The organism is Streptococcus mitis B6 (assembly GCF_000027165.1).
In the GTDB taxonomy this organism is placed as follows: domain Bacteria; phylum Bacillota; class Bacilli; order Lactobacillales; family Streptococcaceae; genus Streptococcus; species Streptococcus mitis_AR.
This window is the reverse complement of the sequence record NC_013853.1, coordinates 146,761-164,471: the sequence shown is the minus strand read 5'-3', so window position 1 is coordinate 164,471 and position 17,711 is coordinate 146,761. Positions and strand designations below refer to the sequence as shown.

The following is a 17,711-nucleotide window of genomic DNA, read 5'->3' as shown; positions in this document are numbered from 1 at the left end:
CTTTCTCCTTAAAAAATAGACAAAAGGGAGCGACAATGTGTCAGCTCCTTCTCATTCTGTTTGTGTGATGTTATTCTAGCAAAAAAGTGGAGGGTTGTCAAAGAAGTCTCCTTGATACAGCTAGAATGACTAGTAATTTTCTCTTTATAGTTTCTGTTTTAACTCGACCAAGACATTCATAGCCTGCATGGGTGTCATGTTGTAAATGTCCAATTTAGCTAATTCTTCTAGGATAGGATGCTCTTCTGCAGTATCAAAGAGTGAAATCTGTTCTGTGACAGTACTTGTTTGTTTCATAGGAACAGGACTTTCTATCCCTTGATTCTCTAACTGAGTTAAAATCTTATCCGCCCTTGCTAAAAGGTCTGCTGGCAAGCCAGCAATCTTGGCAACATGGATACCGTAGGATTTATCAGCTGGTCCTGGTTCAATCTTGTGAAGGAAGGTGACTTGCCCATCCTGCTCCAAGGTTGCCACGTGAACATTGACTAAGTGCTCCAAGCTAGACTCCAGACTAGTCAACTCATGGTAGTGGGTCGCAAAGAGGGTCTTGGCTCCGATATGCTCATGAATGTATTCGATGATAGACTGAGCAAGAGCCATACCGTCATAAGTTGCAGTTCCTCGTCCCAATTCATCAAAAAGAATCAAGGAATTTTTGGTCGCATGCGAAATGGCATTGTTGGCCTCCATCATCTCCACCATAAAGGTTGACTGACCTGAAACCAAGTCGTCTGCTGCTCCGATACGGGTAAAAATCGCATCAAAAATCGGTAAATGGGCGCTTTCTGCCGGCACATAGGAACCCATCTGAGCCATAACCGCCGTCATGGCTAACTGACGCATGTAGGTTGACTTCCCACTCATGTTGGGCCCGGTAATCAGCTGAATACTAATATCTTCTGCCATCTGAATCGTATTGGGAATATAGGTCTGAGCCCCCATAACCTTTTCAACGACAGCATGGCGCCCTTTCTGGATATCAATTTGTGAATCGTCACCAAACTCTGGTCGAATCAAATGCTGGGTTTCAGCTACAACCGCCAGACTTTGCAAGACATCAACTGTCGCAATTCCTTGAGCTAGAGCCTGCAAACGCTGGATATACTTGCTGACCTCTTCACGAATACGCATAAAAATTTCATATTCGAGATTGGCTGACTTCTCACGCGCCTCCAGCATATCTCCCTCGATACGGGCTAATTCTTCGGTTCCAAAACGTTCCGAGTTTTTCAGCGTCGCCTTGCGGAAAAAGTGGGCTGGCACATTCTCCAGTCGTGAATTGGTCACATGGAAATAGTAGCCATCCTTTTTATTGTAGTCAATTTTGAGCGTACTGATACCAGAATTTTCTCGCTCTTTAGCCTCAATCTCAGCAATCCAGCTAGCCCCTTCTCTGAGCACACGACGGTACTTGTCTAAAATCTCATCAAATCCAGTTCGGATAATTCCCCCATCTGTAATCACATGAGGAGCTTCAGGAGCAATCGCTGCGCTAATCAAACTCTCCAACTCAGGAATTCCATCCAATTGTTCGATAAGATAAGTTAGAGCAGATTGCTCCATCCCTTCTAAAATCGCTCGGATCCGTGGCACACTAGACAAGGTGATCGCCAACTGCAAGAGATCCTTGGGATTGGTTTTGCCAAAAGAAACACGACTAGCCAAGCGCTCAATGTCATAAACTCCCTTGAGACTGTCTGTCAAATCACTGCGCTCAAAGAAATGGTCGAGAAAGACCTGCACCACTTCTTGGCGTTGGATAATTCGTTCCTTATCAATCAAGGGGCGATGAATCCAAGACCGCAAGAGACGCATTCCCATAGCCGTTTTGGTTTCATCCAAAAGCCAGAAAAGACTGCCTTGCTTCTTGCCCGAACGGGCATTCTCAACCAAATCTAGACTAGCCTTGGTCGCATAATCCATCTGCAAGAAATCCTTGATTTCATAGCGTATAACAGGCTTGAGGTGGTTCAATTCCCTCATCTGAGTTCGATGAACATACTGGAGCAATTTACTAGATGCCGCTTGCTCCACAGCTGCCAATCGTGAATCCAGTAAATGAAGGTCTTCAAAGCCTTCTTTTTCATAGGAAAGTACCAGATTCATCTGACGACTAAGGATTAGTTCCTCTTCCTCAGACAAGTCATAGCCCAGCACCACTTCTCGCGCCTTGAGATTACGGATTTCCCCACAAACCAGCGTGAAATCCAAAAGACCCGTCACATAAAAGTCTCCGGTCACCAAGTCCATATAAGCTAGACCAAATTGACTGCCATCACGGTCTATAGCAACCAAGAAATTGTTCTGACTATCCGGCTTACTACTATCGACCACTGTCCCAGGTGTAATGACCTGAACAACCTCTCGTTTCACAACCCCAACTGCCTGTTTAGGATCTTCCATCTGCTCTGCGATAGCCACCTTATAGCCCTGCTCAATCAAGACATCGATGTACTGTTGGGCAGAATGATAGGGAACACCCGCCATAGGAATCGGATTGTCGGCATTCTTGTTGCGACTCGTTAAGGAAATTTCCAGAATCTGCGCAGCATTGACCGCATCCTCATAAAATAATTCATAAAAATCACCCATACGAAAGAGCAAAAAAGCATCTGGATATTGCTTTTTAATATCCACATACTGTTGCATGCCCGGTGATAGCTTTTCTGTCGCCATTTTCCGTCTCTCCTTGTCAAAAATAAGTCTTGAGAGCAACTCCCAAGACCTTACTTATCTTTCATCAAATCTAGCAAACGATCTTCCATGAGTTTGGCAACGTGCTGGTCTCGACAAATGACCAATAAGGTATTGGCACCAGCAACTGTTCCTAAAATCCATTCATCCTTGTTTGCATCTACAATATTTGCCAAAACAGAGGCTTCTCCCAATTTGGTATGAAGTACCAAGGTAAACTCTGCTCTTGCAACACCTTCTAAATGATGAGACAAAAATTCCACCAAATCAATCTTTTCTGTCTCATTTGCTAGTACATAATACACCATATCATTTTTCTTGACCTTGGTCAAGCCGATTTCGCGCAAATCACGAGACAAGGTTGTTTGCGTCACAAAAACATTATGTGCCTCCAACCGATCTTGAATTTCTTTTTGTGTACTTAATTTCTCCTCAGTAATCATTTTTTTTATTAACTGATGACGATCTCTTTTTCTCATAAAATCCTCTTATATGCATATTTATAACTAATTTTATAACTATATTATACCAAAAAAATAGGAGATTTCAAAAATTTTTTCTTCTTTCTTTAAAATTGTGATAAAATAGTAGAAAAGTCCAAAAAGGAGCTCTAAATGAATACAAAAGAATTGATTGCTAGCGAGTTGGCTAGCATCATTGATAGCCTGGACCAAGAGGCTATTTTAAATTTACTGGAAACCCCTAAAAACTCAGAAATGGGAGACATCGCTTTCCCTGCTTTTTCTCTTGCAAAAGTCGAACGTAAAGCACCTCAAATGATTGCTGCTGAACTGGCTGAAAAAATTAACAGCCAAGCCTTTGAAAAAGTTGTTGCAACAGGACCTTACGTCAATTTTTTCCTTGATAAATCTGCCATTTCTGCTCAAGTATTGCAAGCTGTTATCACTGAAAAAGAACACTATGCTGACCAAACTATTGGTAAACAAGAAAATGTTGTTATCGATATGTCTAGTCCCAATATCGCTAAACCATTTTCTATTGGTCACCTGCGCTCAACTGTTATCGGAGATAGCTTGTCACATATTTTCCAAAAAATCGGTTATCAAACAGTCAAGGTCAACCACTTGGGAGACTGGGGGAAACAGTTTGGGATGTTGATTGTTGCCTATAAAAAATGGGGCGACGAAGAAGCTGTAAAAGCTCATCCAATTGATGAACTTCTTAAACTCTATGTCCGCATCAACGCTGAAGCTGAAAATGACCCTAGCTTGGATGAAGAAGCACGCGAATGGTTCCGCAAACTGGAAAATGGAGATGAGGAAGCTCTCGCACTTTGGCAATGGTTCCGTGATGAAAGTTTGGTGGAATTTAACCGCCTTTACAATGAATTGCAAGTCGAATTTGACAGCTACAATGGAGAAGCTTTCTACAACGATAAGATGGATGCAGTTGTAGACATTCTTTCTGAAAAAGGCCTTCTTGTTGAATCAGAAGGTGCCCAAGTTGTGAATCTTGAGAAATATGGAATTGAACACCCAGCCCTCATCAAGAAATCTGATGGTGCAACTCTCTACATCACACGTGACTTGGCTGCAGCCCTTTACCGTAAAAACGAATACCAATTTGCTAAATCTATCTATGTCGTTGGTCAAGAGCAATCTGCCCACTTTAAACAGCTCAAAGCTGTCTTGAAAGAAATGGGCTACGACTGGAGTGAAGACATTACTCATGTTCCTTTTGGTTTGGTTACAAAAGAAGGGAAAAAACTCTCTACTCGTAAAGGGAATGTCATCTTGCTAGAGCCTACTGTTGCAGAGGCTGTTAGTCGTGCCAAGGCCCAAATCGAGGCTAAAAATCCTGAACTTGAAAACAAAGACCAGGTAGCGCATGCTGTTGGGGTTGGTGCCATTAAATTCTATGACCTCAAGACCGACCGTACAAATGGATATGATTTCGACCTAGAAGCCATGGTATCCTTTGAGGGGGAAACTGGTCCTTATGTTCAATACGCCTACGCTCGTATCCAATCTATCTTGCGCAAAGCAGATTTCAAACCAGAAACAGAGGCTAATTACAGCTTAAATGATGCTGAAAGCTGGGAAATCATCAAACTCATCCAAGATTTCCCACGTATTATCAATCGTGCGGCAGATAACTTTGAACCTTCCATCATTGCTAAATTTGCAATTAGCCTGGCTCAAGCCTTCAACAAGTACTATGCACATACACGTATCCTAGACGAAAATCCTGAGCGCGACAGCCGTCTAGCCCTTAGCTACGCAACAGCAGTCGTTCTCAAAGAAGCCCTTCGTTTGCTTGGAGTAGAAGCGCCAGAGAAGATGTAAATCGCTAAAGTTACTTGATTGCGGAGCAATCTAAGTAACTAACGCCAAATCCTATTTGGACTTTGGCTAGGCGCTTCACTAGTTTTAGGACATAAATATGATCGATTTATGTCCTAAAACGTCGTAATCTTCAAGTTATTGGAACTAAAGTTCCTAGTCTCTTGACGGCAATCGCTATATGGCGAATTGCCTAAACGCTTCACTAGTAAAGAAACATAAATATTATCGATTTATGTTTCTTTACGTCGTAACTAGAGACACTTGCCTAAACGATTTACTAATTTATCAAACCAAATAATATCGATTTGGTTTGGTTCATGTCGTAATCTTCAAGTCACTTGATTGCAAAGTAATCTAAGTAACTAACGCCTAATCCTATACGGGCTTTGGTTTAGGGTCTATCAAAAATCTTATCAGGTTTTGCTGGCTTGTTCTGCTATTTTAGATCCACTAAATCGATTTATTCACTACTACTTCTTCACTATCCAAGGAGATATTCTATGAGCCAATATGCTTATATCCTCGTTGTGATTAGTTTGGTTTTCCTTTTTCTGCTTAATAAGTACGAGAAGGAGAGACTGCAAAGACTCTACCAAGAACAACTTTTAAAGGATGAAACATTTAGGGCTGACATCAAAGAGAAAATTCAAACGACTGAAAATATCAATGATGTCATTGCTTACATCAATAAAACTTATCATCTGGGAATGTTGCTATCAAAAGACATTACAGATCAATTGAAATAAACCGAGCTATTCTTTAAGGAATATCAAAACCGAGTCTAAGAGTTTAATACTTAGGCTCGGTTTTTGTATATTTTTCAAGTAACAAAGCAACCACTCCCCAGCAATGCAAGTGCAAAATCCCCTAGAATGTGATAAAATAAAAAGAGAACTCTATCAAGGAGGAAAACATGGAAAAACAAACCGTCGCCGTCTTGGGGCCTGGTTCTTGGGGAACTGCCCTTTCACAAGTCTTAAATGACAATGGACACGAGGTACGTATTTGGGGAAATCTTCCCGAGCAAATCAATGAAATTAATACCTATCATACTAACAAGCACTACTTTAAAGATGTCGTTCTAGACGGAAATATCATTGCCTACACTGACTTAGCAGAGGCATTGAAAGATGTAGATGCGATTTTGTTTGTTGTCCCAACAAAAGTGACACGACTTGTTGCCCAACAAGTTGCACAAACCTTAGACCATAAGGCGATCATCATGCACGCATCAAAGGGATTAGAACCTGATAGCCATAAACGATTATCAACCATCCTTGAAGAAGAAATTCCTGAACATCTCCGCAGTGATATTGTCGTTGTTTCAGGACCTAGTCATGCGGAAGAAACCATTGTTCGGGACCTGACTTTAATCACTGCTGCTTCTAAGAATTTACAAACAGCTCAATACGTTCAGGAGCTCTTTAGTAATCACTACTTCCGACTTTATACCAATACGGATGTTATCGGAGTCGAAACCGCTGGTGCTCTTAAAAACATTATCGCTGTCGGTGCTGGAGCCTTACATGGTTTGGGATTTGGTGACAATGCTAAGGCAGCCATCATCGCTCGAGGCTTGGCAGAAATTACCCGCCTAGGGGTAGCACTCGGGGCCAATCCATTGACCTATAGTGGCTTATCTGGTGTAGGAGATTTGATCGTAACGGGAACCTCCATCCACTCTCGTAACTGGAGAGCTGGAGATGCCCTTGGTCGTGGAGAATCCCTAGCTGATATAGAAGCTAATATGGGCATGGTAATTGAAGGAATTTCGACGACCCGAGCAGCCTATGAACTAGCGCAAGAACTTGGAGTCTATATGCCGATTACACAAGCCATTTACCAAGTTATTTACCACGGAACCAATATCAAAGATGCCATTTATGACATCATGAACAATGAATTTAAAGCAGAAAATGAGTGGTCTTAACCCTCTAAAGAAAGGATTCTTATGACATCAAAAGTTAGAAAGGCAGTCATCCCTGCCGCTGGACTCGGGACTCGATTTTTACCAGCAACCAAAGCACTTGCTAAAGAAATGTTGCCAATTGTGGACAAACCAACTATCCAATTTATCGTCGAAGAAGCTCTTAAATCAGGTATTGAAGATATTCTGGTTGTCACTGGTAAATCAAAACGTTCTATTGAAGACCACTTTGACTCAAACTTTGAGCTTGAGTACAACCTCAAAGAAAAAGGCAAACATGACTTACTAAAATTGGTAGACGAAACAACTGGCATTCGCCTTCACTTTATCCGTCAAAGCCATCCTCGTGGTCTTGGTGATGCTGTCTTACAAGCAAAAGCTTTTGTAGGAAATGAGCCCTTCGTTGTCATGCTTGGTGATGACCTAATGGATATCACAGATGACCACGCTGTTCCTTTGACAAAACAATTGATGAATGATTACGAGTCGACTCATGCATCAACAATTGCTGTTATGCCTGTCCCTCATGAAGAAGTTTCAGCATATGGAGTTATCGCGCCTCAAGGCGAAGGGATTAATGGTCTCTACAGCGTCGAAACTTTCGTTGAAAAACCAGCTCCAGAGGAGGCGCCAAGTGATCTAGCTATTATCGGACGCTATCTGCTCACACCAGAAATTTTTGAGATTCTCGAAAATCAAGCTCCCGGTGCTGGGAATGAAATCCAACTTACCGATGCGATTGATACGCTTAATAAAACACAACGTGTTTTTGCCCGTGAATTTACAGGAGCTCGTTACGACGTTGGAGATAAATTCGGCTTTATGAAAACATCTATTGACTACGCCCTCAAGCACCCACAAGTCAAAGATGACTTGAAAGATTACCTCATCCAACTGGGAAAAGAATTAGCTGAGAAGGAATAACATAAAAAGATAAGGTTCAAAAATGCCTTATCTTTTTTCATTACACAACTATTATTATAAGCTCTCACAACCCCATTCCCTTGTAGAGAAGTAAGACTGCAAGTCCTACAAACAAGACTACCGCTACCAGTCTCTGACTAGCGCTATACATCCGTCTTTCTCCTCGAACTGGAAAGATAATTGCTAGAAATGCTCCACCAACTGCTCCCCCAATATGGCCTGCTAGGCTGATTCCTGGAATCAGAACACTTCCAATAATATTAACCACAAAAAGTGTCAGATAGGATTGCCCCAACTGCTGGATATAAGGATTACGCGTAGCATAGCGAAGAATGATAATCGCGGCAAATAGCCCATAGAGAGAAGTAGAAGCTCCCGCTGCTAAGGATTTTGGACTAAATACAAAAACAAAGAGATTGCCCATCATTCCAGATAAGAGATAGAGAAAGAAAAACTTCTTGGACCCAAAAATCTCCTCTACTTGCCTACCAAGATAATAAAGGGAAAGCATATTAACAATGAAATGCTCCCACCCAATATGAACAAAAATGGCAGAAAAGAGACGCCAAATCTGCTCAGGAAAGAGGAGAATAGCAGGCCCATACATGGCTCCAAATCGAAATAAGGTATCCGCCCTGTCAAAGTTTCCACCTGTGGTCGCCAACATTAGTAGAAACACCAAGGCCGTCACTAAGAGGAAGAAACTCGTCACAGGATAACGTCTATCAAAGATTTCCTTCATCAATTAAAACCTCCTGAACAGGAATATCATGATTTTCAGGCATGAATTGCTGAACTTGACAAGGATAAACCGTACTCAAAGTATGACCAGAAAAATGTTTCAGATAACGGTCATAATAGCCTCCACCGTATCCTATCCGATATCCTTTCGTCGTAAAAGCCAGACCAGGAACATGAATCAAATCAATCTGAGAGGCATCTATAACTTCCAGAACTCCCTGTGGCTCCAGTAAGCCAAAGGCAGTTTTTACCAACTGCTGTGGATCATAGACCACAAAGTCCATGCGCCCCTTGGGATAAGTTTTGGGTATCAGAACCTTCTTGCCGTCCTTCAGCGCCTGCTCAATCAGTTCCTGCGTTTGAAACTCATTAGGAAAAGAGAGATAGCTTGCAATGACCTTGGCTTCTTGGTAAAAGGGGTGTTGTAAAAGTCGCTCGGTTAAAGCTTGGTCTATAAATTGTTTTTGCTCTCGAGGGATAGCCTTCATTTCGTGCAAGACTTGCTTACGTAATTCCGATTTCATAGACAAACCCTCTACTCTGCTGCCTTCTTTTTCAGGAAACTAGAGACCGCATCCACCCCAATAGCTAATGCTTCTTCCTTAGGACTCATCTGAGGGTGATGAAGGGCGTAGGGACTATCAATACCTAGCCAGAACATAACCCCATCAACTTTTGAAAGGAGATAACCAAAGTCCTCACCTGTCATAGCAGGTTCGATATCAATCAACTCGATTCCGTCTTTTTCTTCAAAGAAGTCCATCAGTTCACGCGCCAAGGCTGGATCGTTCTCAACAGGCAGATAACCACCTTGTTTGAGTTCCACTTCGACTTCCATACCAAAGGCGGCCGCAACCCCTTCTGCAACTGTTTTAACTCTTTTTTGCACCAAGAGACTCATATCTTGAGTCAAGGCCCGAATAGTTCCATGTAAAAAGGCTGTGTCTGTGATGACATTGTTGGTGGTTCCAGCTTGGAAAACTCCAAAGGTCACCACCGCTCCCTCGATTGGGTTAACATTGCGGCTGACAACTGACTGCACCTGGGTCACAAAGTAACTAGCCGCCACCAAGGCGTCATTGGCTTCATGCGGAAAGGCTGCGTGGCCACCTTTACCTTTGAAACGAATCTTCACCTCACAAGTCCCTGCAAAGAGTGTATGAGTATTGGTCGCAATCTGACCAACCTTCAAATCTGGTCGAACATGAAGGCCATAAAATTGGTCTGGCAACCAGTCTCCAAAAGCGCCATCCTCATACATGAGCATGCCACCAGCTTCATTTTCTTCAGCAGGTTGAAACAGAAAGAGCAAATTATTTTTAGGTTGCTCCTCAAGGGCTCGCTCAAGACAGCCCAAAGCAATAGTCATGTGGAAATCATGGCCACAAGCATGCATACGACCTTGGTGCTGAGAAACGAAAGGAAGGCCTGTTTGTTCGACGATAGGCAGGCCATCAATGTCTGTTCGCCAACCAATGGTACGCTCTGGCTGACTTCCCTGCAAATAAACCAAAATCCCTGTACGCCAAGTTCGAACTTGGACAAAATCCTTGCCTACAGTCAATTTCTCAATCACATCCAACAGATAAGCCTGAGTCTTGAACTCCTCCAAGCCAATCTCTGGAATCTGGTGCAAATCTCGTCTAGTCTGAATCAAATCTAACATCTATCTATCCTCCGATATAGCAGAAAGAGGCTGGAAGAAGGGTTCCGCCTCTTTATTACTTTTACAATTATAAGGTACGAAGCGCATCCTCTAGCGCTGTTTTTTGTTGGGTTTGGGCATCAATCTCTTTGATGATACGAGCTGGAACACCTGCCACCACCACGTTTTCTGGGACATCTTGGGTAACAATGGCTCCTGCCGCAACAACTGAACCACTACCGATTTGAACTCCTTCGATAACCACTGCGTTGGCACCAATGAGAACATTGTCTCCAACACGGACTGGTTCTGCGCTAGCTGGCTCAATCACACCTGCAAGAACCGCACCTGCACCAACGTGACTGTTTTTCCCAACGATGGCACGGCCACCAAGGATAGCACCCATGTCAATCATAGTTCCTGCACCAATTTCAGCACCGATATTGATAACAGCCCCCATCATGATAACAGCATTGTCTCCAATTTCAACTTGGTCACGGATAATAGCACCTGGCTCGATACGAGCGTTGATCTCACGTTTGTCTAGCAACGGAACCGCAGAATTACGAGCATCTTGCTCAACAACATAGTCTTGATTTTCTACCAAACCATCAAGAAGCGGAGCCACGTCCTTCCAATCTCCGAATAGGACATTCCCTAGTTTGACAACAGATCCAGGTACAGCAGTTGCGAGTTGTCCCTCAAAGGTTACTTTAACACTGGTTTTCTTTTCAGCATTGGCGATAAATTGGATAATTTCTTGTGCGTTCATTTTTGTAGCAGTCATAAGCGCCTCCTAGTTCATTTTAATGATACCTATTCTACCAAAAAAGGCCTCAAATTTGAAGCCTTTTTGTTTGTTTTTAGGTATGATTTTTAGGGATGTGAGATAAAACGTGCTGTCGGTAAAAGCAAGCCTCTACCGATACAACCTAAAAACACTCTTCACAACTATCTCCCCGTGTTTTATTGACTATTCTAGTATAGCACACTTTTAGAATTAAGAAAAGACTTTTTATTTACTTTCTTTCGCTTCTTCTACCGATAGGAAAATCATGGGCAAAATAATCAAGGCCATAGCTAGAAGAAGGGACCAATCCACTACCAAGCCTAAAAATAAAACACTCAAAAGGGCAAAAAAAAGAGGCTCACTGGCACTAATAACGGAAACCACCAAGGGAAAAACCAAGGACACAGCCTTCATGGAAATGAAAAAGGCAAAAGCCGTCCCAAAGAAAGCGATAATGAGACAAATCAAGATACTCCAAATATCAAGAGTAAAGGAAAGCTGATAAACTGGTGAGAGAACATTGCTAAATAAACCTGCTAAAATCATACCCCACCCAACCGTGGGTACAAAACCATAGCGCTTCGCAAAAGGCTGAGGCAAGATAACATTAAACATGACCCCCATGGCACTCAGCAGACCTGTCACAAGCGCTAGTGGTGTCATGGATAACTGAGAGAGATCTCCCTTTGTCGCCATCAAGCAAACACCCAACATGGCAACCAAAACATAAAAAATAGCGCTTTTTGACGCTCGTTTTTGATAAACCAAACGATTGTAAAAGAGAATAAAGACAGGGCTGATAAACTGTAAAATAGTCGCTGTCGCTGCATTTGAGTATTCTACACAGAGATAGAAAAAATACTGAACTGAAAAAATCCCCAAAACAGCATAGGCTAAAAAGGGCAGGTAATTTTTCTTATCTCGCCAAATATCTAGCACTTGCGATTTTAATTGCATCGCAGACCAAATGAGTACAAGACTCCCTGCTAGTGTCAAACGCATAGAGGTAATCCAGCCAGAGGACACTTGATAATGAGTAAAGAAATACTCTCCTAGAATCCCACAAATTCCCCAGATTAAGCCGGATAGGAGTGAATAAATGGTTCCTTTAACAATCTTTTTCTGATACTGATTCATACCTTTATTGTAACACGAAAGGAAAAAAGAAAAAAGTGGCAATCAATACCACTTTCCTATCTTCTACTATTTGATTGTGTTGATGATGAACTTGATGTACTGCTAGAACTACTACTTGAGCTACTACTTGAACTTGGTGTAGATGAGAAACTACCAATAATACTTGACCAAGCATTTTGGTAATCTGCTTCACTTCCTCCAATGGCAAAGTGATAGCTTGTTGTAGGAGCTCCCGCTTTATTAGCCCAATAGCTCGTTACAGTAGAACCTGAAAGATCAACTGTTTTTCCATTAACGGATACTTTGCCTGGCTTCTCTCCTGTAGATCTGAGGACCTGAGATTGGGTCACACTAGAATCAAGATTAAAGCGTTCATTGCCCCAAACACCAGGCTCGGCCTGTTGGATAGCATTGACCAAGTAGGCCATATATTTGGCATTTCGATAATGCCCAGCCCCCTTAGCCATTGGGCGGTTGTCATCATGCCCTAGCCAACCACCTAGAGTCAATCTTGGTGTTGACAGCATGAGCCACATATTTTCATCTTCATTGGTTGTCCCAGTCTTACCAATCCAGTCTGCACGAGCTAAACTTGAATTGATAGAAGCCAAATCCGTTTGGAAACTTGAAGTGATCCGAGATGAAATCACCTCACGAAGCAAACTCTGCATAATCGTTGCCGTTGCCTTCGAGTACACTTGAACTGGCTTATCTTGGAATTCATAGATTACTCTACCATCAGATGATTCAATCTTAGAAATCACATGTTTCTGATGGTAGATACCGTTATTAGCAATTGTTTGATAACCATTGGTATGCTAGGCGACTGTGACTTCAATCCCACCACCCATAGGCAGACTTTCGATACCGTACTCCGGAATCTCGTAACCCATTTTCTCCATGTAACCCTTGACATCTACACCCTTCTCACGTAGCATTCGATAGGTCCAATAGGCTGGGATATTCCATGAATAGTTCAAGGCTTCTCCCAAGGTCATCATGCCTGTACCTGGACTGTTCACATACATGATAGGATTTCCATTAGAGAATTTTGTCGGATAATTTGACAAGATACTAGCGCTACCCATCAAACCTTGGTCAATGGCAATACCGTAGGCCAACAAAGGCTTGGTTGTAGAGGCTGGCGAGCGCTTAGTGTCGAAGGCATGATTGTTTTGGTTAGTCTGGTAATTACGACCACCAACAAAGCCTAGAACAGCCCCCGTTTTATTGTCCATCAAAACATTCCCTACTTCAGGCTGACCAGTCGCATCATCTACCAAATGACCGTAGTTAGCAACTGCATTTTGCATGGCGTTATGGATTTTTTTATTGATCGTTGTAGTGATTTTATAGCCACCGTTACTTAGTTCCTGCTCCGCTCGCTCATGATAGGCCTTTTGAATCGACTCGTTTTTCAACTCTTGACTAGAAACATTGTCCTGTCGAACTAAGTAATCATACATGCGATCTGTCGCTTCAGCCATAGCTGTAAAGTAGAGATAATCCCTCGAAACAACATTGACAGTTCCTGATGGCAAGAAATCTTGTTTGAGATTATAATCCTTGTACTGATCGTATTCTTCCTGAGTCAGAGCACCCGTACGGTACATGTTGTAGAGAACATCCTTGGCCCGCTTCAAACCAAGCTCTAAGTCTTCATCACTCTTTAACTCTCCAGTATTTTCATAAGGGGAATAAGTAATCGGACTCTGGGGCAAACCTGCTAGGAAGGCTGCTTGAGGAATACTCAACTTGTTGGCATCAATACCGAAAATTCCTTCAGCAGCTTGCTGGGCACCTGCAATATTCTGTCCTTTATGATTTCGACCAAAGGGAGCAACATTGAGATAAGTAGTCAAGATTTCATCCTTACTCATGCTGCGTTCCAAGGCAAGGGCATCAACAATTTCTGTAGCCTTACGAGCCAAAGTCGGAGCATCTCCAACCACTTGTTGTTTGATTAACTGTTGGGTCAAGGTCGAGCCCCCGCTAGATGAGCCCAAACCTGCAAAGGTTCCCAAAGTCGCCCGAATCACAGCTTTTGGCACAACCCCATTATGTTCAAAAAAATGTTCGTCCTCAGTTGCAACGATAGCCTTTTTGAGATTGTCCGATATTTCCTCAGATGAGACAGAAGTTCTCAGTAAATCACTCTCGATAGAAGCAATGACACTCCCATCTGCATAAACAATTTCTGAGATAGAAGAAATATTTTTAACCTGCTTGACCAACTCCTCCGATTGGGGAACCTTAGCCTTGTCAAACAAAGCAACTCCATAACCAAGAGCTAGACCAGCACCAAAAAGCCCACCGATAAAGCCTAGAATAAAGAGAGTATTCAAAATTCCCTTAATAGCAACTAAAATGCTCCCTAGAATAGACAGAATTCTCCCACCTGTCCCATCCGACTTCTTCTCTTCTGAGACTTTCTCTGATTTTTTATGATTTATTTTTGATTTTACTCGCTGGAAAAATTCCAGCATTTTTCGTTTTAATTCATTTAATTGATTTTGCATGGATTTCCTCACTCTATCTATTATACCATAAAAGGTAAACTTTCAATAAAATGGTAACTTCTAAAACTAACTTCCAGTTTCCCACAACCTAGCTTTTAGTATGAGAAAAATGCGTGAAATCAGTGGAAATCCGTCTTAGACTAACTTCCACTGGTTTTCTTTTTCTTGATATATAAGGGTTCAAAAGCGAAAAGACTCAGAAAAAAGTGCACGACAAATAGCCCTAAAACAGAGTCGTCTTAGAGTAAATTCCAGTTGCTAGCGTTTAGTGTGAGACTTTTCGATGGTGATAAGATGTGTAGTTAGAGGGGAAAATTCCCTTTATTTCAATAAATCAGGTGATAAGTGTGTGTCTTCTGGTTTGACAAATTGGCAACCCAGAAGAGCAGCGATGTCCTCGCCAAAGGTGAAGGTGAAGACGTCGTAAGCAGATTTTCCTTGAAACTCTTCTCGTTTCAAGGAATTGACATGGGAAATGACTAGATTGACGTCTTTCTGAGTCAGTTGGTCAAAGGAAGTGCCCTTGGGAAGAATGGCTCGCAAAACCGTATGGTTCTTCTCAATCCGCCCCTTCTGGTCAGGACGGCTAGGGTCGCAGAAGTAGAGGTGAGACTTCCCATCAATGTCTCGCTCAAGCTCCTCCACATAGGCGAACTCAGATCCGTTGTCTGTGAGAATGACAGGGAACAGCTGATGGAACGCATACCCTCCGTCCATGACTCTTTCTTTCAAAGCTGCGAATTTAGTGGCGACTTCCAGAGCAGTCTTGTTGTCCAAAAGCAAGGCGAAGAGGAAATTACAGAAGGAAACGTTGAAGGTGAGCAGTAGCTTTCCACCAGGTCTGCCGATGACCGTGTCCATTTCCAACCATTTGAAGAAATCATCAGTTTCTCGTAACTCTTGGAAATCTTGATAGGTCCGCCCAATTTTCAGCTCTTTGGGAATAGCTACTTTTCTGGATTTTCTGCGTTCCTTGAACGTGACCATCCGAGGGAAATCAATGGGCTTGGCTGTCAGATAGCCCAGCTTGGCATGCCGATACACCGTAGCTTTCGACACAGGTAGGTTATGTGTCTGAATGATATGGTAGATGCTTTGTTTCTTCTGGATGCCTAGGGTTAAGATCTTGTCCATCTGATAAAAACTTTCCTTGTTTAGGGGAATGCCCTGTCTGGATTCCCTCAACATAGTCTCGTACTGCTCCTGTGCCTTTTTCGCGTAGTAAAGATAGCGGTTAAACCCACAATCCGTCCTCTTTTTTGGACAGTTGTTACAGACATAAGGAGCTTTTTTGAGAAGAGGGCAATCCGTGCAATCAGATTTGACGGATGTTGGATGCATGATGCGATTGCGCTTGATTTCCTTTGAAATCGTTGACGGGTCTTTCCCCATCTTCTCAGCGATGGAACGGAAAGTCTCCTGTTGGCTGATTCCAGTTTGGATGTCAATACGGTCTTCTAGAGTGAGATGTTTTTGTTTTTTCGTCATGAGGTACCTCCTCACGAAAAGTCTCAGACTTAATTCTAGCATAATTCATCGTCTGAGACTAACTTCCAGTTTTGGGAGAGAGATGGAAGTTACTTTGAGAAGTTACGCTTTCAATAAAATAGCCACTTTCTTCCCTATTCTACTAGGCTATTGCCCAAGTTTGTGATACAATAGGTAGAAACAATAATTTTAAAAAGGAGAAAAGACACATGCACATTTTTGATGAGCTAAAAGAGCGTGGTTTGATTTTTCAAACGACTGATGAAGAAGCTTTGCGTAAAGCCCTAGAAGAAGGTCAAGTTTCTTATTATACTGGCTACGATCCAACTGCTGACAGCCTTCACCTAGGCCACCTTGTCGCAATCTTGACAAGTCGTCGCTTGCAACTAGCAGGTCACAAACCTTATGCGCTCGTTGGCGGTGCTACAGGTCTCATCGGAGATCCGTCCTTCAAAGATGCTGAACGTAGTCTCCAAACAAAAGACACAGTAGATGGCTGGGTCAAGTCTATCCAAGGACAACTTTCTCGTTTTCTTGACTTTGAAAATGGGGAAAACAAGGCTGTCATGGTCAACAACTACGACTGGTTTGGCAGCATCAGCTTCATTGACTTCCTCCGTGATATCGGAAAATACTTCACTGTCAACTACATGATGAGCAAGGAGTCTGTGAAAAAACGGATTGAAACAGGAATTTCATACACTGAGTTCGCTTACCAAATCATGCAAGGTTACGACTTCTTCGTTCTTAACCAAGACCACAATGTCACTCTTCAAATCGGTGGTTCTGACCAGTGGGGAAATATGACAGCTGGTACTGAATTGCTTCGTCGTAAGGCTGACAAGACAGGCCACGTTATCACAGTTCCGCTTATCACAGATGCAACTGGTAAGAAATTTGGTAAATCAGAAGGAAATGCCGTCTGGCTCAATCCTGAAAAGACTTCCCCATACGAAATGTACCAATTCTGGATGAACGTTATGGATGCTGACGCTGTTCGCTTCTTGAAGATTTTTACTTTCTTGTCACTTGATGAGATTGAAGACATTCGTAAACAATTTGAAGCAGCTCCACACGAACGCTTGGCTCAAAAAGTATTGGCTCGTGAAGTCGTTACACTTGTTCACGGAGAAGAAGCCTACAAAGAAGCCCTCAACATCACTGAGCAACTCTTTGCAGGAAACATCAAAAACCTTTCTGTCAAAGAGCTCAAACAAGGACTTCGTGGTGTACCAAACTACCAAGTACAAGCAGACGAAAACCTCAACATCGTGGAACTCCTCGTGTCAGCTGGTGTAGTTAACTCAAAACGCCAAGCCCGTGAAGACGTCCAAAACGGAGCTATCTACGTCAACGGCGACCGCATCCAAGACCTTGACTATGTCTTAAATGACGCAGATAAGTTAGAGAACGAACTGACTGTTATCCGTCGTGGAAAGAAAAAATACTTTGTTTTGACTTATTAAACTGTTCAACATTTACCTATAAAAAAGGAGTTAACCTCGAGAAAGGTAACTCCTTTTTGCTGTTAATAGTC

General features: G+C 42.5%; 13 protein-coding genes and 1 pseudogene. 5 read left to right on the top strand and 9 right to left on the bottom strand.

Annotation, left to right across the window (positions count from 1 at the left end; all coding sequences use genetic code 11):
- Window positions 1-144: 144 nt before the first annotated feature.
- The gene (mutS, locus tag SMI_RS00790; protein WP_000179937.1) at window positions 145-2,679 is read right to left on the bottom strand and encodes a DNA mismatch repair protein MutS; all 2,535 of its coding nucleotides are present in this window, start codon (window positions 2,677-2,679) and stop codon (window positions 145-147) included.
- 50 nt (window positions 2,680-2,729) lie between these two features.
- Window positions 2,730-3,176, bottom strand: coding sequence for an arginine repressor (argR, locus tag SMI_RS00785; protein WP_001231476.1), 447 nt, complete (start codon window positions 3,174-3,176; stop codon window positions 2,730-2,732).
- A gap of 135 nt (window positions 3,177-3,311) precedes the next feature.
- Here argR and argS point away from each other — a divergent pair, with 135 nt between their 5' ends.
- The 4 genes from argS (at window position 3,312) to galU (ending at window position 7,854) form a co-directional block, all read left to right on the top strand.
- Window positions 3,312-5,003 (top strand): arginine--tRNA ligase, encoded by a 1,692-nt coding sequence (gene argS / locus SMI_RS00780; protein WP_001092709.1) that lies wholly within the window; start codon window positions 3,312-3,314, stop codon window positions 5,001-5,003.
- 500 nt (window positions 5,004-5,503) lie between these two features.
- Window positions 5,504-5,749 (top strand): hypothetical protein, encoded by a 246-nt coding sequence (locus tag SMI_RS00775; RefSeq protein ID WP_000084861.1) that lies wholly within the window; start codon window positions 5,504-5,506, stop codon window positions 5,747-5,749.
- Between the two features lie 167 nt (window positions 5,750-5,916).
- Window positions 5,917-6,933, top strand: coding sequence for an NAD(P)H-dependent glycerol-3-phosphate dehydrogenase (locus SMI_RS00770; protein ID WP_000415117.1), 1,017 nt, complete (start codon window positions 5,917-5,919; stop codon window positions 6,931-6,933).
- A gap of 21 nt (window positions 6,934-6,954) precedes the next feature.
- Window positions 6,955-7,854, top strand: coding sequence for a UTP--glucose-1-phosphate uridylyltransferase GalU (gene galU, locus SMI_RS00765; protein WP_000202213.1), 900 nt, complete (start codon window positions 6,955-6,957; stop codon window positions 7,852-7,854).
- Between the two features lie 64 nt (window positions 7,855-7,918).
- Here the strand turns inward: galU and SMI_RS00760 are convergent, their stop codons facing one another.
- The 7 genes and pseudogenes from SMI_RS00760 to SMI_RS00730 all read right to left on the bottom strand — a co-directional run bounded on the left by SMI_RS00760 (window position 7,919) and on the right by SMI_RS00730 (window position 16,174).
- Window positions 7,919-8,596: a rhomboid family intramembrane serine protease gene (locus SMI_RS00760; RefSeq protein ID WP_000658489.1), complete on the bottom strand. Its 678-nt coding sequence runs from the start codon at window positions 8,594-8,596 to the stop codon at window positions 7,919-7,921.
- The gene (locus SMI_RS00755; RefSeq protein WP_000834298.1) at window positions 8,580-9,119 is read right to left on the bottom strand and encodes a 5-formyltetrahydrofolate cyclo-ligase; all 540 of its coding nucleotides are present in this window, start codon (window positions 9,117-9,119) and stop codon (window positions 8,580-8,582) included. The genes SMI_RS00760 and SMI_RS00755 overlap by 17 nt, the downstream gene beginning before the upstream one ends.
- Before the next feature lie 11 nt (window positions 9,120-9,130).
- Window positions 9,131-10,261, bottom strand: a complete 1,131-nt coding sequence (locus SMI_RS00750; protein WP_000886120.1) for an N-acetyldiaminopimelate deacetylase — start codon at window positions 10,259-10,261, stop codon at window positions 9,131-9,133.
- A 67-nt stretch (window positions 10,262-10,328) separates the two neighbouring features.
- Window positions 10,329-11,027 (bottom strand): 2,3,4,5-tetrahydropyridine-2,6-dicarboxylate N-acetyltransferase, encoded by a 699-nt coding sequence (gene dapD / locus SMI_RS00745; RefSeq protein ID WP_000127457.1) that lies wholly within the window; start codon window positions 11,025-11,027, stop codon window positions 10,329-10,331.
- A gap of 228 nt (window positions 11,028-11,255) precedes the next feature.
- Window positions 11,256-12,167 (bottom strand): DMT family transporter, encoded by a 912-nt coding sequence (locus SMI_RS00740; protein ID WP_012972427.1) that lies wholly within the window; start codon window positions 12,165-12,167, stop codon window positions 11,256-11,258.
- 56 nt (window positions 12,168-12,223) lie between these two features.
- Window positions 12,224-14,686, bottom strand: a pseudogene (pbp1b, locus tag SMI_RS00735) (penicillin-binding protein PBP1B).
- Window positions 14,687-15,007: 321 nt separating this feature from the next.
- Window positions 15,008-16,174, bottom strand: coding sequence for an IS30-like element ISSmi1 family transposase (locus SMI_RS00730; RefSeq protein WP_000163003.1), 1,167 nt, complete (start codon window positions 16,172-16,174; stop codon window positions 15,008-15,010).
- A gap of 209 nt (window positions 16,175-16,383) precedes the next feature.
- Here SMI_RS00730 and tyrS point away from each other — a divergent pair, with 209 nt between their 5' ends.
- On the top strand, window positions 16,384-17,640 hold the full coding sequence (tyrS, locus tag SMI_RS00725) for a tyrosine--tRNA ligase (RefSeq protein ID WP_000546885.1): 1,257 nt from the start codon (window positions 16,384-16,386) through the stop codon (window positions 17,638-17,640).
- Window positions 17,641-17,711 lie beyond the last annotated feature (71 nt).